Origin of the sequence: Enterovibrio norvegicus DSM 15893 (assembly GCF_900115495.1) — a bacterium.
GTDB classification, from domain to species: domain Bacteria; phylum Pseudomonadota; class Gammaproteobacteria; order Enterobacterales; family Vibrionaceae; genus Enterovibrio; species Enterovibrio norvegicus.
This window is the reverse complement of sequence record NZ_FOWR01000029.1, coordinates 1-14,495: the sequence shown is the minus strand read 5'-3', so window position 1 is coordinate 14,495 and position 14,495 is coordinate 1. Positions and strand designations below refer to the sequence as shown.

The 14,495-nt window shown below is 47.2% G+C and carries 14 protein-coding genes; 11 read left to right on the top strand and 3 right to left on the bottom strand.

Annotation, left to right across the window (positions count from 1 at the left end; translation table 11 throughout):
- The first annotated feature begins 15 nt into the window (after positions 1-15).
- The 8 genes from rimM to tyrA all read left to right on the top strand — a co-directional run bounded on the left by rimM (position 16) and on the right by tyrA (position 6,410).
- The gene (gene rimM, locus BM082_RS17225; protein WP_017008574.1) at positions 16-543 is read left to right on the top strand and encodes a ribosome maturation factor RimM; all 528 of its coding nucleotides are present in this window, start codon (positions 16-18) and stop codon (positions 541-543) included.
- 37 nt (positions 544-580) lie between these two features.
- The gene (gene trmD / locus BM082_RS17220) at positions 581-1,327 is read left to right on the top strand and encodes a tRNA (guanosine(37)-N1)-methyltransferase TrmD (protein ID WP_017008573.1); all 747 of its coding nucleotides are present in this window, start codon (positions 581-583) and stop codon (positions 1,325-1,327) included.
- Between the two features lie 36 nt (positions 1,328-1,363).
- Complete coding sequence (gene rplS / locus BM082_RS17215) at positions 1,364-1,717, top strand: 50S ribosomal protein L19 (RefSeq protein WP_017008572.1); 354 nt, start codon at positions 1,364-1,366, stop codon at positions 1,715-1,717.
- A gap of 140 nt (positions 1,718-1,857) precedes the next feature.
- Positions 1,858-2,529 carry a pyrimidine 5'-nucleotidase gene (gene yjjG / locus BM082_RS17210; RefSeq protein WP_017008571.1) on the top strand — a complete coding sequence of 224 codons (672 nt, stop codon included), beginning with the start codon at positions 1,858-1,860 and terminating at the stop codon, positions 2,527-2,529.
- A 302-nt stretch (positions 2,530-2,831) separates the two neighbouring features.
- Complete coding sequence (locus tag BM082_RS17205) at positions 2,832-3,398, top strand: HdeD family acid-resistance protein (RefSeq protein ID WP_017008570.1); 567 nt, start codon at positions 2,832-2,834, stop codon at positions 3,396-3,398.
- Between the two features lie 81 nt (positions 3,399-3,479).
- Complete coding sequence (locus BM082_RS17200) at positions 3,480-3,863, top strand: DUF2799 domain-containing protein (protein ID WP_017008569.1); 384 nt, start codon at positions 3,480-3,482, stop codon at positions 3,861-3,863.
- 339 nt (positions 3,864-4,202) lie between these two features.
- Entirely contained in the window at positions 4,203-5,270 is a 1,068-nt protein-coding gene (locus tag BM082_RS17195) for a 3-deoxy-7-phosphoheptulonate synthase (RefSeq protein ID WP_017008568.1), read from the top strand.
- A gap of 15 nt (positions 5,271-5,285) precedes the next feature.
- Positions 5,286-6,410 (top strand): bifunctional chorismate mutase/prephenate dehydrogenase, encoded by a 1,125-nt coding sequence (gene tyrA / locus BM082_RS17190; RefSeq protein ID WP_017008567.1) that lies wholly within the window; start codon positions 5,286-5,288, stop codon positions 6,408-6,410.
- A gap of 86 nt (positions 6,411-6,496) precedes the next feature.
- On the opposite strand, the gene pheA is transcribed toward tyrA, so the two are convergent.
- From pheA to bamD, 3 genes are all read right to left on the bottom strand, one after another.
- A complete protein-coding gene (gene pheA, locus BM082_RS17185; RefSeq protein WP_017008566.1) occupies positions 6,497-7,666 on the bottom strand; it encodes a prephenate dehydratase in 1,170 nt (389 codons plus the stop codon).
- A gap of 262 nt (positions 7,667-7,928) precedes the next feature.
- Positions 7,929-8,264 (bottom strand): ribosome hibernation-promoting factor, HPF/YfiA family, encoded by a 336-nt coding sequence (gene hpf / locus BM082_RS17180; RefSeq protein WP_017008565.1) that lies wholly within the window; start codon positions 8,262-8,264, stop codon positions 7,929-7,931.
- Between the two features lie 352 nt (positions 8,265-8,616).
- Positions 8,617-9,342 carry an outer membrane protein assembly factor BamD gene (bamD, locus tag BM082_RS17175; protein WP_017008563.1) on the bottom strand — a complete coding sequence of 242 codons (726 nt, stop codon included), beginning with the start codon at positions 9,340-9,342 and terminating at the stop codon, positions 8,617-8,619.
- Between the two features lie 198 nt (positions 9,343-9,540).
- Here bamD and rluD point away from each other — a divergent pair, with 198 nt between their 5' ends.
- The 3 genes from rluD to clpB all read left to right on the top strand — a co-directional run bounded on the left by rluD (position 9,541) and on the right by clpB (position 13,920).
- Entirely contained in the window at positions 9,541-10,518 is a 978-nt protein-coding gene (gene rluD, locus BM082_RS17170; protein WP_017008562.1) for a 23S rRNA pseudouridine(1911/1915/1917) synthase RluD, read from the top strand.
- 2 nt (positions 10,519-10,520) lie between these two features.
- Positions 10,521-11,258 carry a peptidoglycan editing factor PgeF gene (gene pgeF / locus BM082_RS17165; RefSeq protein ID WP_017008561.1) on the top strand — a complete coding sequence of 246 codons (738 nt, stop codon included), beginning with the start codon at positions 10,521-10,523 and terminating at the stop codon, positions 11,256-11,258.
- A gap of 88 nt (positions 11,259-11,346) precedes the next feature.
- Positions 11,347-13,920: an ATP-dependent chaperone ClpB gene (gene clpB / locus BM082_RS17160; protein ID WP_074927917.1), complete on the top strand. Its 2,574-nt coding sequence runs from the start codon at positions 11,347-11,349 to the stop codon at positions 13,918-13,920.
- Positions 13,921-14,495: the final 575 nt, after the last annotated feature.

Sequence of the window (14,495 nt, the reverse complement as noted above, 5' to 3'; positions counted from 1 at the left end):
GGGTTGAAAGAAAAGATGAGTGAGCAAGAAAAGGTTGTAGTAGGCAAGCTAGGTTCTTCTTATGGCATCCGTGGCTGGCTCAAAGTTTTTTCTTACACTGAAAATGCTGAAAGTATTTTTGACTACAAACCTTGGTTTATCAAGGTGCGTGGCGAGTGGCAAGAGTTTCAAGTCGAAGACTGGAAACGCCACGGTCAAGGGTGGGTTGGCAAATTGAATGGTCTGGATCTGCGTGAAGACGCACAGGCTATGACAAATGCTGAAATCGCTATTAATGCAGACGCTTTACCTGCGCTGTCAGATGAAGAATTCTACTGGCGCGAATTGTTCGGAATGGACGTGTTCACGACCCAAGGTTACAACCTTGGTAAAGTCACTGACATTTTGGAAACAGGTTCTAACGATGTATTGGTAGTGGCTGCCAATGTGAAAGATGCTTTTGGTAAGAAGGAACGACTAGTACCGTTCCTCGATGGGCAAGTCATCAAGCTGATTGATCGCTCTGCTCAACGGATCGAAGTTGACTGGGATCCTGGATTTTAAATCCCCCGGTAACGTTTAAAGTCATGGGAGAGGAAATATGTGGGTTGGTGTTATCAGCCTTTTTCCTGAGATGTTCCGTGCTGTTACCGAATTTGGGGTAACTGGCCAGGCGGTAAAAAAAGGCCTGCTCAAGGTAGAAACGTGGAATCCCCGCGATTTTACCCATGACAAACACCGGACTGTCGATGACCGTCCATATGGTGGAGGCCCAGGTATGTTGATGATGGTACAGCCTTTGCGCGATGCCATTGAAGCTGCCAAAAATACCGCCGGAGGCAAGGCGAAAGTGGTTTACCTATCACCTCAAGGCCGTAAGCTTGATCAAGCTGGTGTTGAGGAGCTGGCGCAGAACGAGAAGTTGATTCTTATCTGTGGACGCTATGAAGGGGTAGACGAGCGCATTATACAAACCGAAGTCGATGAAGAATGGTCTATCGGTGATTTTGTGCTCAGTGGAGGCGAACTGCCTGCCATGACGTTAGTGGATTCAGTGGCTCGGTTTGTTCCGGGTGTACTGGGAGACTTTGCGTCAGCAGAAGAAGATTCTTTTGCAAATGGCTTGCTAGATTGTCCGCACTACACGCGACCTGAAGTATTAGACGGATTAGAAGTACCTGCGGTACTGAAGTCTGGCAATCATCAGGACATTCGCCGCTGGCGACTACAACAGTCGCTGGGCCGAACCTGGCTCAGAAGACCAGAGCTCCTGGAAAACCTAGCTCTGACTGACGAACAGGAATTACTGCTTGCAGCGTTCATTAGTGAACACAATGCAAGTACCTAAACATACTTAGTATCAGTTTATTCTAGGGTATAGAAAATGAGTAACATCATCAAAGCGCTCGAAGAAGAGCAACTTAAGCAAGACCTTCCTGAAATCAAAGTGGGTGACACTGTTGTTATTCAGGTTAAAGTTAAAGAAGGTAACCGTGAGCGTCTACAGGCCTATGAAGGTGTTGTAATCGCGAAGCGTAACCGTGGTCTACACTCTGCAATCACCGTTCGTAAGATCTCTAACGGCGAAGGCGTTGAGCGTGTATTCCAAATCCACTCGCCAGTGGTTGACAGCATTACTGTTAAGCGCCGCGGTGCAGTACGTCGTGCCAAACTGTACTACCTGCGTGAGCGTTCTGGTAAGGCAGCTCGTATCAAAGAGCGTCTGGCTAAGAAATAATCGCTCCGGCGTTTATGATCCCTTCAAAGGGATAGCGAAAAGCCCGCCATTTGGCGGGCTTTTCTTTTTGGTACGTATACGTTCATGGTGTGCTTGTTGATACTTCCCTATAATGCGCTTTCGCATAAGGAGAAATACGCGTGCAGTACGATTGGATTTTGTTTGATGCCGATGAAACCCTGTTTTCATTCGATGCATATTTAGGTTTGCAAACCCTGTTTTCTAGACTGGGTGTCGAATTCACTCGCACTGATTTCGATGAGTACCAAAAAGTGAATAAGCCGCTGTGGGTGAAATACCAAGACGGTGAAATTAACGCGAAACAACTGCAAGAAGACCGTTTTCTCGTTTGGTCTGATCGCCTCAATATCCCTCCGTTTGAACTCAATCGCCTGTTCCTCGAAGCCATGGCAGACATCTGCAAGCCGCTTGAATCTGTCAGCGATATCGTTCCTCTGCTTTCTCAACAAGCAAAGCTTGGCATTATTACCAATGGCTTCACACAACTTCAGCAAGTCAGACTGGAAAAAACAGGACTTAGCGCCTTTTTCGATCTTGTGGTGATTTCAGAAGAGGTAGGCGTTGCCAAACCTGATCCTGCGATTTTTCATTTGGCCTTTGAGCAAATGGGTCAGCCCGCGCTTTCTCGTGTACTGATGGTTGGGGACAATCCTGACTCTGATATTTTGGGTGGCATGAATGCCGGCATTGATACTTGCTGGCTGAATGTCGATAGCAAACCTGTACCTGAGGGGATCACCCCCACCTATGTCGTTTCCTCTTGGAAAGCGTTGGGTGCTGAGCTGTTGTAATTAGCAACATGGGTTTGCACAAGTGAAGACGGAACGTTTAGCGTTGCGTCTTTTTTTGCTATGGCATTTCTCTGCCGTGAACTCTCTCGAGCAAGCATGACCCTGATTCCATAAATTTAGGGATTCACAGGTGGTGTCAAAGATAGAACATCGCTTGAGATGCAAACACGCTTCACTGTCTAAAACGTCAGCGATTGACCGACACATGACGAGGTTTCTTTTCTCGTCCAATATGACGGCTCAAGCCAGTTCACTGGGCGTTTTTCTGGCAATCATGCCATAAAAATCAGAGGAGAACGGCAATGGAATCGGTTGAAAAGCAGTTGGTCGGGGCGTTAGCAAGAAATTGGTGGGTGCTGCTGTTAAGAGGCGTCGCAGCGGTGGTGTTTGGCGTGATGGCGTGGACCATGCCACCCAGTCAATCGATTGAAACCCTCGTCTTGGTTTTCGGTGCGTATGCATTCGTTGATGGCTCGTTACAGGTGTGGACGGCACTCGCTGAACGAAGAGAGCGAGATAATTGGATGTTACTCATGCTGTGGGGGTTAGTCGGCATTGGTGCCGGCGTCATGACATTTTCAGTCCCCGAGTTAACGGCCGTCGCACTGCTGTTTTACATTGCCGTTTGGGCGATTGCTAAAGGGGTATTGGAAATCATTGCCGCTATTCGGCTACGAAAGGAAATCACAGGAGAATGGCTACTGATCCTTGGTGGTATTATTTCTATTGTTTTTGGTGGTTTCCTTATGGCAAACCCCGCTGAAGGTGCGATTGCATTGCTTTGGATTATTGCCATGTATGCGTTTGTCTTTGGGCTGCTGTTTATCGTACTTGCGTTTAAGTTGAAGAAAGTCGGGGCATCTGCTTGATGACTTTTCGGCAGCCAAGCGTATTGGAATCGTCTATAGTACGTTTCTGTTTTTTGTCGCTTTATAGGATTTGAGGGCGCTATGGTTAAGAGTATTGCACTGTCGTTGTTAGTGATGACAATGGTGGGTTGCGTGAGCATTGATAGCGCGGAATCACTCGCCGCGGAAGGCAAGTGGCAAGCCATTGGAGAAAGTGATGGCGTGCGTGGTTTACCATCTCGCTCTTTGAGCGACTTGGCCGAGTTGGCACAAAAGGCCGGGGTGGCAAGTGCCAATGTGGGTAACTACGAATCGGGCTATATGTCTGGCGTTGATAAGTATTGCGACGTGAACAATGCCTATGATATTGGTCTTTCTGGTTTTCGATATTTAGGTGTGTGCGCAAATGCACCTGACGGCTTGCGTTTCCAAATGGAATACCAACGCGGTTTTGAAGACTTTCAGTCTGCTGATCAAACCTTCTAACTGCTCATCAACCAGAACGCGCTTTTATACCCAAGCAATTTGAAGGTGCATGTTGCTTCCTGAGGCTGTTTGGGTATTAAGCCTTCCTCGCTAGTTTCACCTTTGTGTATATAAAACTTTCCATTAGTCCCTTTTCTTCTTGCCCTTTTTTGATGAAATAAATTCCGCAATCTTCTTCTTTAAATGTATCAATTGTAAATTTAAGTTTACGTTGTTTATTTATCTTTACGAAAGGGTTGCATTCATGGGTGGGCTTGTTAAGGTGTGTCTCAATGCGCTAAAACGCAAAGCGAATATTACGCGAACAAAAAATCAAACGACACGCGAAGGAACGTTTTCATGGAAAGAGATCTACTTACGAATGTGCACATTCAAGATGAAACAGTACTGATTACACCAGAGCAGCTACGTCAAAAGCTGCCAGTAAAAGCAGAAACACTGGCGTCAATTTCCGCGGCGCGGGAAGACATTGCCAATATCATTCATAAAAAAGATCATCGTCTATTGGTGGTGTGTGGCCCTTGTTCTATTCACGACACTGATGCTGCGATTGAGTACGCAAAGCAGCTAAAAACATTGTCGGAAGAGCTGAAGGATCAGCTTTACATCGTTATGCGTGTTTACTTCGAAAAACCAAGAACCACGGTGGGTTGGAAAGGGTTGATCAATGACCCGCACCTCGATGGTTCGTTTGAGGTAGAAGCGGGCTTACACAAAGCGCGTGAACTGCTGATCACATTGGCGGACATGGGGATTCCATTGGCAACAGAGGCCCTTGACCCGATCAGCCCTCAATACATTGGTGACCTATTTAGCTGGGCCGCGATTGGTGCGCGTACCACTGAATCACAAACACACCGTGAAATGGCAAGTGGCTTATCTATGCCAATTGGCTTTAAAAATGGTACGGATGGCAGCTTGGCCACCGCTATTAATGCGATGAAGGCTGCTGCGTCGGGTCACCGTTTCATGGGGATCAATAAAGAAGGTCAGGTTGCGCTGTTAACCACCGGCGGTAATCCAGATGGTCATGTCATTCTTCGTGGTGGTAAACAGACAAACTACGATTCTGTCTCTGTGACGGAATGCGAAAATGAGATGAAGGAAGCGGGGCTTGAAGCGTCACTAATGGTAGACTGCAGCCACGCAAATTCACGTAAAGACTATCGCCGCCAGCCTTTGGTGGCAGAAGATGTGTTCCATCAAATTCGTGAAGGCAACAAATCTATCATTGGTCTGATGATAGAAAGTAATATCAACGAAGGAAATCAATCGGCTGATTTGCCGCGTGAAGAAATGGCATACGGTGTGTCCATTACAGATGCATGCATCAATTGGCAGGAGACGGAAAAGCTGCTGCGCCATGCTCATGATGAATTAATTCCCTTCTTGGAACAGCGTATATAAAGGATATAAAGCCCCATGGTTGCAGAGTTGTCCCGCTTGCGGGATCAGATTGACGAAGTAGATAAACAAATGGTGGAGTTGCTTGCTCGACGCCTTTCACTGGTTGCTGAAGTAGGTGAAGTAAAGAGTAAGCATGGATTGCCTATTTATGCCCCTGATCGAGAAGCTGCGATGCTTGCATCTCGGCGTGAAGAGGCATCGTCTAAAGGCATTCCCCCTGATCTGATTGAAGATATTCTGCGCCGTACGATGCGTGAATCCTACGCCAGCGAAAATGATTCTGGGTTTAAATGTTTGAACCCAGAACTGCGTTCTATCGTGGTGGTGGGCGGCAACGGTCAACTAGGCTCGCTGTTCTGCAAACTGTTCAAACTGTCGGGTTACGATGTGAAAATCTTGGGTAGCCAAGATTGGGATCGTGCCGATGAGATATTGGCCGATGCGGGAATGGTGGTAGTGACGGTGCCCATCAATCGTACCGATAGCATTATTCGCCAATTAAGCAATTTGCCCGATGATTGCATTCTTGCTGACTTAACGTCGATTAAAAGTGAGCCGCTACAGGCCATGCTGGAATCGCATGCTGGTCCAGTTGTTGGTCTTCATCCTATGTTTGGTCCAGACATTGCCAGTCTTGCCAAGCAGGTGATTGTGTACTGTGATGGGCGAAACCCAGAAATGTACCAATGGCTACTTGAACAGTTCCGCATTTGGGGCGCGAGCTTACACCGCATCAGTGCGATTGAGCATGATCAGGGCATGACGCTGATTCAGGCCCTTCGCCACTTTACGTCCTTTGTTTACGGTCTGCATCTTGCTGAAGAAAATCCAAACTTGTCGCAATTGACGGCGTTAAGTTCACCGATTTATCGCTTGGAACTTGCGATGGTGGGTCGCTTGTTTGCTCAGGATGCGCAGCTATATGCGGATATCATCATGTCTTCTTCCCAGAATATTGACATGATCAAGCGCTTCCACGCGCGCTTCGGTGATGCAATTGCGTTGCTAGATAGCCAAGATAAAGAAGGCTTTATTTCGACCTTTGGGCAAGTTGAAAGTTGGTTTGGTGAGTTTGCACCGCGCTTTTTGAAAGAGAGCCAAACGCTTTTACGACAAGCGAACGACACCGCACACCGCTAAGTGTGGTTTGAATGATAAAAAGGAGCCTTTAGGCTCCTTTTTTGATCGTACCGGATTTGCACATTTAGCCGTTATCGAAAGGTGTGTTACACGTCGATTTCGCAAGGCGCGACATTTTCGATAGGGTAGGTGCCAAGCACTTTGATATATCGTGTCAGGCGCGTGAGTTCTTCGAGGGCATCTTTCATTACATCGGTACGTAAGTTGCCTTCCACATCCACATAGAACATTTCTTCCCATGGATTACCAAGCACAGGGCGCGACTCGAGTTTGGTCATGTTGATGCCGTGATTTCTCAAAACCAACAAGCTCTCAACCAATGACCCCGCGGTTTGTCCTGTCGACATAATGAACGTGGTTTTCGCTGGAATGAGTGCGGTCACTTCAATGGGCTTACGTGCAACCACAATAAAACGCGTATGGTTTTCTTGCTGATTGGCGATGCCTGATTTTAGCGGCGTTAAACCATAAAGTTCACCACTGCTTGCATTTCCAATCGCGGCCACCTTCGGGTCTTTTAGCTTGGCTACCTCTTTCATCGCTTCGGCAGTGCTTTGGCAATACTCTTGTTTCACATTACCCAATGAACGGAGAAACTCGCTGCACTGTTGGTGTGGTTGGGGGTGAGAGTAAAGCACTTCGATGACATCGACATCAGTATCCACTGCAGTCAGTAGGCAATGCTCAATAGGTTGCGTTATTTCACCAACGATAGAAAGGCGCGTGTGTTGGAGTTGGTCGTACACATCGTTGATAGAACCAGAGCTGGTGTTTTCGATCGGAAGTACACCGTAGTCAGCATTGCCGTTCTCGACCACTTCAATCACTTCTTTGAAGCTTTGACATTGGATTTCGGCAAGCGTCGTGTTTTTCCGTGCAAAGAAGTTGCGTGCAGCAAGGTTGGAATAAGAGCCTTTTCCACCAAGGAAAGAGACGCGAGCCAGTGGCTGCTCGTTATCTGGATTGGTCAGTCGTTGTAAAAATGCTTGTTGGTAAAGCACCGAATCTTCAATGATGGAATGGAAGATCTTTGTGACGTACTGAGGGTCAAGTTCATGAGTTTTACCGTCAGCAACCAATTTTTCCAATAACACTTGTTCACGCTCGATATCGCGAACGGGTTTTTGCGTTTGGATTTTACTTTTTGCGACTTCTAAGCTGAGTTTTCTGCGATCAGCAAGCAATGAGAGTAATTCCTGATCGATACGACTCACATTGATGCGGATATCATCAAGCGACAGTGTTGGTTTGCTCATTCCCTTATCCTGTTTTAATGCTGACCCTAATAAAAAGCCTCCCTGATGAGAGGGAGGCTTTGGGATTTCTTCGCTATCGATGCTCGCCCTTAGCCCCGCCTAATTAAATGCGGAAAAAGAAACGAAAGAAAAATGGAGAGGTCGGTTTCATCGATAGTGCTTTGTTTGGTGTAATATTGCTCAACCTTATTGGGCTGGCTCTTTTATGTCAAGACGAATCAGCCCCGCATGTGCGGGGCTGATTGTTAGTGTATGTAGAGACTTAGACAGCTTCTTCTTCATCAGCAGGCAATTCGATATGGCTCGCGCGTCGCGCTTCTCCTTTGTGTGCTTGCTTGTTGAGTTGTTTTTCTAGTTTCTGGCCTGCTTCGTTAATCGCGGCATACATGTCTTCATGTTCCGCCGAAGCAATCAGAGTAGTGCCTGGTACAGATACCCCTGCTTCAATTTTAAATTTCTTGTTGGGCTCTTCACTGATAACGGCATGAGGGTTAATGAGAGCGACTTGCCACTTCTCCAGCTTTTCAAAGCGGGCAGTAATGCGTTCACGAATAGCAGCAGTGATGTCGATGTTTTTACCAGTAATTTCTACTCTCATAGGTCTTTCCTCTTTTGCTTGCCCTTTGCTGGGCTCACTTTCAGATTACGTTTCTGGAAAAGAAATAATGTGACAAAGATCACTTTTTTAGCTGCGGGTAAGTGTTGCCGAGCCATGTTGTGATCCTGTCAGAATCTCTCGATGAAATGCACCAGAAAGTGCTTGAAAGCAGCAAGATAACTAAGGCAAGATGGAAAAATAAGGTCGCTAACGAACACTGAACGTTAGGGACACTGTTCGTGCTAAAGAATACCTTGGTGTTATTTTAACCAAACGCAACTGAGGCTAGCACCTTCGAGCAAATATAAAAAAAGCAGCCAATGGCTGCTTTTTTCGTTTTTGTTTGGCGTGATTAGCTTTCGTTAAGTTGAATCAACTCGCGTGTACGTTCTGCGGGAACATCGAGTTTTAGCTCTTCGTAGGCTTTCAACATCAATGGCAGTGATTTTTTTGCTGCCAAAGTATCAGGAAAATCACGTTGCAGTTCTTGGCAACGGTTGATGACGGCAATCCATGCTTCACGGCGCACATAGAAATCCGCGGTCGCGAGTTCATAGTCAGCCAGACGATTCTTTAGTGCCACCATGCGTTTTTGAGCATCAGCTGCATATTCACTGTTTGGGTAACGATCAAGTAGACGTCTGAAGTCGCTAAATGCGCGACGAGACGGTTCTGGATCACGGTCGCTGCGATCAACGTTCAATAGGTCATGAAGGAAACTTCTGTCTTGCGCCATGTTGGTTAAGCCGCGCATGTAGAGCACCCAGTCCATTTCAGGGTGACCAGGGTTCATACGCATAAAGCGGTCAATGGTCGCTTCACCCAATGCCAGATCGTCATTTTTGTAATACACATAAATGAGATCTAACTGAACTTGTTCAGAGTAAGCACCGAATGGATAACGAGAATCCAGCGCTTCCAATCTTTCGATGGCGGTATTCCAGCTTCCCTCATTCAATGAAACTTGGGCTTCTTGATAAAGCTCTGACGGCGGAATGTCAGGCACAATCTCGTCCGTGCTAGAACATCCTGCCAGCAGAGAAAGGGCGAGTAGAGAAGAAAGAGTCAGGCGTTTCATTACTACGGTTGCTTCCTTGAAAGAATATTTTTCAGCCTTTGCCCATTACGGAGTCAGCCGCAAAAAGATACAATGGCGCGATAGGGGTTATTCTACCCATCGACCCGATATAATACCAACTAGTAAACGTGACCATGCCCGAGGGGTAAAAAGCCACGTTGTAGGGTATTAGTCTCATTGAGAATCAAAAAGTTCGTTATGGCACAGTATTTAGAATTAAGCAGTACAGTTAGTGACAGCCAACTAGGACAGCGTCTGGATCAGGCGTTGGCAGAGTTGTTCCCTGATTATTCCCGTTCTCGGATCAAAGAATGGATTCTGGCCGATAAAGTAAGCGTCGATGGAGCGATCGTCAACAAGCCACGTGTGAAAATGATGGGTGGCGAAGCCATTGTCGTTGAAGCGGAAATCGAAGACGAACAACGCTGGGCAGCCCAAGACATCCCATTGGACATCGTTTATGAAGACGACGACATCTTGGTGATTAACAAACCACGTGGTTTGGTTGTGCACCCAGGTGCTGGTTGTCCTGATGGTACGATCTTGAATGGTTTGTTGTTCCGCTACCCAGATATTGCGGAAGTACCTCGTGCGGGTATCGTTCACCGTCTGGATAAAGACACAACAGGTTTGATGGTGGTCGCGAAGACCATTCCAGCTCAAACGCGTTTGGTGCGTGCACTGCAAAAGCGTAAGAAATTTACTCGTGAGTATGAAGCTATCGTTATCGGTACGATGACGGGCGGCGGTACCATTGAAAAGGCGATTGGTCGTCACCCAACCAAACGTACGCAAATGGCTGTGCATGAGCTAGGTAAACCTGCTATCACGCATTATCGTGTGGCTGAGCATTTCCGAGCACATACGCGTTTACGTGTCCGTTTGGAAACCGGTCGTACTCACCAAATTCGTGTTCACATGTCTTTCTTGAACTATCCGTTGATCGGTGATCATCTTTATGGTGGTCGTCCTCGTCTGCCGCGTAATTCAGGTGAGGATATGGTTCAAGCGCTGCGTGGTTTCGATCGCCAAGCACTTCACGCTACGATGCTGCGCTTAGAGCACCCGATCACTGGTGAGCTAATGGAATGGCATGCGCCAATTCCAGAAGACATGGTGAAGCTGGCGGAAGTACTTCGTGCTGATGCTGAAGAGTTCAGCGATCTGGATTACTAAAAATGGATTGGATTACGCCAAGCTGGCCCGCTCCCTCTCATGTGAAAGCAGTTAGCACCACGCGCATTGGTGGCGTGAGCTTGTTGCCTTACACAAGCTTAAACTTGGGAGATCATGTTCAGGATAACCCTGAGCATGTTGCGGAGAACCGTGCAATTCTTGCATCAGAAATGCAAATGGCACGAACACCCGCTTGGCTTAATCAAGTTCATGGTACTGAGGTGGTTGAACTGCCTCTTTCCTCAGGTTTGGTGCCTGATGCTGATGCGTCGTTTACTCGACATGTCGGCGAAGTGTGTACCATTATGACGGCAGATTGCTTACCTGTTCTTTTCTGCGATAAAGAAGGGACGCAGGTTGCTGCTGCACACGCTGGGTGGCGTGGGCTGGTCAATGGTGTGCTGGAAGAAACATTGGCGACATTCACTGACCCTGAAAACGTATTGGTATGGCTAGGTCCTGCGATCGGCCCTTCTGCATTTGAAGTGGGTGGTGAAGTGCGCGATGCCTTTATTGCCAATGATAGTGGCGCAGACATTGCGTTTCAGGCTCATAATGATCGCTGGCTTGCGGATATTTATTTACTCGCGAGACGTCGTTTGCAACGAGCAGGCGTGACCAATATCAATGGTGGTGATTTATGCACTGTGTCTGAACCTGAGCAATTTTTCTCATACCGACGAGAAAACCAGACAGGTCGTCAGGCAAGTTGCATCTGGATAGAACACCCACCTCAGTGATAAATATTTCACCTTTCAACTTGAAATTGGCCAGGGCTGCTCCCATTTGATCGGTAACAAAATACCGATGTAATGCAGAGGAGGGGCCATGCGCCTTGACCGATTTACCAGCAAATTTCAATTAGCCATTTCCGACGCCCAGTCTCTGGCTTTAGGGCGTGATAACCAATATATCGAGCCTGTGCACTTGATGGTGTCTCTCCTCAATCAGGACAGCAGCACCATTCGTCCTTTAATGACACTTCTCAACGTGGATGTTAGCCAACTACGGTCTAGCTTGAGCGAGCTTTTGGACAAGTTGCCGAAAGTGTCTGGCACAGGTGGCGATGTCCAGCTTTCTCATGGTATGGGCATGTTATTTAACATGTGCGATAAGTTATCGCAGAAGCGAAAAGATAAATACATTTCTTCTGAGTTATTCATCCTTGCTGCCGTCGAAGATAAAGGGTCGCTAGGCGAATTACTGCGTAGCCTCGGTCTAACGACTAAAAAAGTTGAAGGGGCGATTGATAAGGTGCGTGGCGGTCAGGCTATCGATGATCCCAATGCTGAAGAAGCACGCCAAGCACTCGAAAAGTTCACGGTTGATCTGACTGAAAAAGCAGAGCAGGGCAAACTTGACCCTGTTATCGGACGTGATGATGAAATTCGCCGAACGATACAAGTTCTGCAGCGTCGAACTAAAAACAACCCCGTCATCATTGGTGAGCCAGGAGTGGGTAAAACTGCCATTGTTGAAGGCCTCGCTCAGCGCATTGTGAATGGTGAAGTGCCAGAAGGGCTTCGCAATAAACGTGTATTGTCTCTCGATATGGGGTCGTTGGTCGCGGGGGCAAAATATCGAGGCGAATTTGAAGAGCGGTTAAAGTCGGTTCTTAACGAGCTTGCGAAAGAGGAAGGCAACGTCATCCTCTTTATCGATGAAATCCACACCATGGTGGGGGCAGGTAAAGCCGAAGGCGCTATGGATGCAGGCAACATGCTAAAACCTGCGCTGGCTCGCGGCGAGCTTCACTGTGTGGGAGCAACGACTCTGGACGAATATCGTCAATACGTGGAGAAAGATGCCGCGCTGGAACGTCGTTTCCAAAAAGTCCTCGTCAATGAGCCAAGCGTTGAAGACACAGTAGCAATCCTTCGTGGGTTGAAAGAACGGTATGAACTGCACCATGCGGTGGAAATTACTGATCCAGCGATCGTTGCCGCGGCGAGCTTATCTCATCGTTATATCTCTGATCGTCAATTGCCGGATAAGGCGATTGATCTGATAGATGAGGCCGCATCAAGTATTCGTATGCAGATTGACTCTAAGCCTGAACAACTGGATCGCCTCGAACGTCGGTTGATTCAGCTCAAGATAGAGCAGCAAGCATTGGCCAAAGAAAATGATGAGGCGAGTAAGAAGCGTCTCGAAACGCTGCAATCCGAGATTGACGAGAAAGAACGTGATTTCGCTGAGCTTGATGAAGTGTGGAATGCCGAGAAAGCAGCGCTGTCAGGCACGCAACATATAAAAAGTGCATTGGAACAAGCGCGCACGGATTTGGAGATTGCGCGACGGGCTAGCGATTTAAATCGTATGTCTGAACTGCAATATGGCCGAATCCCTGAACTTGAAAAGCAGCTCGATCTTGCTAGCCAAGCAGAAATGCAAGAAATGACGCTACTGAAGAATCGTGTTACCGATGCGGAAATTGCAGAAGTTCTGTCTCGTCAAACCGGCATCCCTGTTGCCAAGATGCTCGAAGGTGAGAAAGAAAAGCTTCTTCAAATGGAAGGTGAACTTCACGGTCGTGTAAAAGGGCAAGAAGAAGCAGTGAACTCTGTTGCGAATGCCATTCGTCGTAGCCGAGCGGGACTGGCTGATCCAAACCGTCCTATCGGTTCTTTCCTTTTCCTTGGTCCCACTGGAGTAGGTAAGACTGAGTTATGTAAATCACTCGCGGAGTTTATGTTCGACAGCAGTGATGCCATGGTTCGTATCGATATGTCGGAATTCATGGAAAAACATTCAGTCGCAAGGCTGGTGGGTGCACCCCCTGGCTATGTTGGTTATGAAGAGGGCGGATATTTAACCGAAGCTGTGCGTCGCCGTCCTTATTCCGTCATATTGCTGGATGAAGTGGAGAAAGCACACCCTGATGTGTTCAATCTTCTTCTTCAAGTGCTCGATGATGGGCGATTGACTGACGGGCAGGGGCGTACTGTCGATTTTCGTAATGCCGTCGTCATCATGACGTCGAACCTAGGCTCTGATCGTATCCAAGAACACTTTGGTGAGTTGGATTACGACGGTATTAAAGTGATGGTTATGGATGTGGTGAGTAAACATTTCCGTCCAGAGTTTATCAACCGTATCGATGAAGCTGTGGTATTCCACCCCCTTGGGCAAGAGCACATTAAAGAAATTGCCGGTGTTCAACTGCAGCATCTTGCGAAACGCATGGCTGAACGAGATTTGGTCTTGGATGTGAACGAGGATGCGCTTAGTTTTATCTCTAATGCGGGGTTCGATCCTGTTTATGGTGCACGTCCATTGAAGCGTGCGATTCAACAAAGTATTGAAAATCCACTGGCACAAGCCATCCTAAAAGGTGAAGTGGTACCAGGTAAACCAGTGAGGTTGATTGTTGAAAATGAGCAAATCAAAGCAATTCAATGATTAATAGCATTATAGAGAGAGCAAAACGCATGTTTTGACCTTAAATTTCACTAAATAGAAAGAGGCCAACCAAGGCCTCTTTCTATTTATAGCGCTAAAATTATGGCGGTTTGTATTGTTTTTGAGCGTTAAGTTCAAAGTTCAACCGAAAGGGAGTGTTTATTCATTTTTATACCAAAAAAGCCTTGCCAAGATCTGAACCGTCCCTATAATGCGACCTCACTGACACGGCGACCTGCTCCACACGGAACTGGCCACTGAATCATTACGGCGAAACGGCTTCAAAATGGATTGAAAATAAACGCTTGACGTTAACGGCTCAATCAGTAGAATGCCGCCTGCTTCAACGGAAAAGCCCAGTGCTTATCGCGGTTGAAGGAAGTCAACAAGACGTTTTGGATGCGGTGAACACCACGCTGAAAAATCTCAAAATTTCTTCTTGACTTCATCTCCCGGCAGCGTAGAATTCGCAGCCCTGACGATGAGAAGCAAACGCTTCTACAGTCAACGTTCTTTAACAATTTGACCTATACAATCTGTGTGGGCACTCGTACTTGATAGACATAAAGATTTAT

Coding starts and splice junctions, on each gene's coding strand:
- pheA (WP_017008566.1), bottom strand. CDS start 7,666: ATGAGCAAACCAACACTGTCGCTTGATGATATCCGCATCAATGTGAGT.
- pgeF (WP_017008561.1), top strand. CDS start 10,521: ATGGATTGGATTACGCCAAGCTGGCCCGCTCCCTCTCATGTGAAAGCA.
- rluD (WP_017008562.1), top strand. CDS start 9,541: ATGGCACAGTATTTAGAATTAAGCAGTACAGTTAGTGACAGCCAACTA.
- BM082_RS17200 (WP_017008569.1), top strand. CDS start 3,480: ATGGTTAAGAGTATTGCACTGTCGTTGTTAGTGATGACAATGGTGGGT.
- rimM (WP_017008574.1), top strand. CDS start 16: ATGAGTGAGCAAGAAAAGGTTGTAGTAGGCAAGCTAGGTTCTTCTTAT.
- BM082_RS17205 (WP_017008570.1), top strand. CDS start 2,832: ATGGAATCGGTTGAAAAGCAGTTGGTCGGGGCGTTAGCAAGAAATTGG.
- rplS (WP_017008572.1), top strand. CDS start 1,364: ATGAGTAACATCATCAAAGCGCTCGAAGAAGAGCAACTTAAGCAAGAC.
- clpB (WP_074927917.1), top strand. CDS start 11,347: ATGCGCCTTGACCGATTTACCAGCAAATTTCAATTAGCCATTTCCGAC.
- bamD (WP_017008563.1), bottom strand. CDS start 9,342: ATGAAACGCCTGACTCTTTCTTCTCTACTCGCCCTTTCTCTGCTGGCA.
- BM082_RS17195 (WP_017008568.1), top strand. CDS start 4,203: ATGGAAAGAGATCTACTTACGAATGTGCACATTCAAGATGAAACAGTA.
- trmD (WP_017008573.1), top strand. CDS start 581: ATGTGGGTTGGTGTTATCAGCCTTTTTCCTGAGATGTTCCGTGCTGTT.
- tyrA (WP_017008567.1), top strand. CDS start 5,286: ATGGTTGCAGAGTTGTCCCGCTTGCGGGATCAGATTGACGAAGTAGAT.
- hpf (WP_017008565.1), bottom strand. CDS start 8,264: ATGAGAGTAGAAATTACTGGTAAAAACATCGACATCACTGCTGCTATT.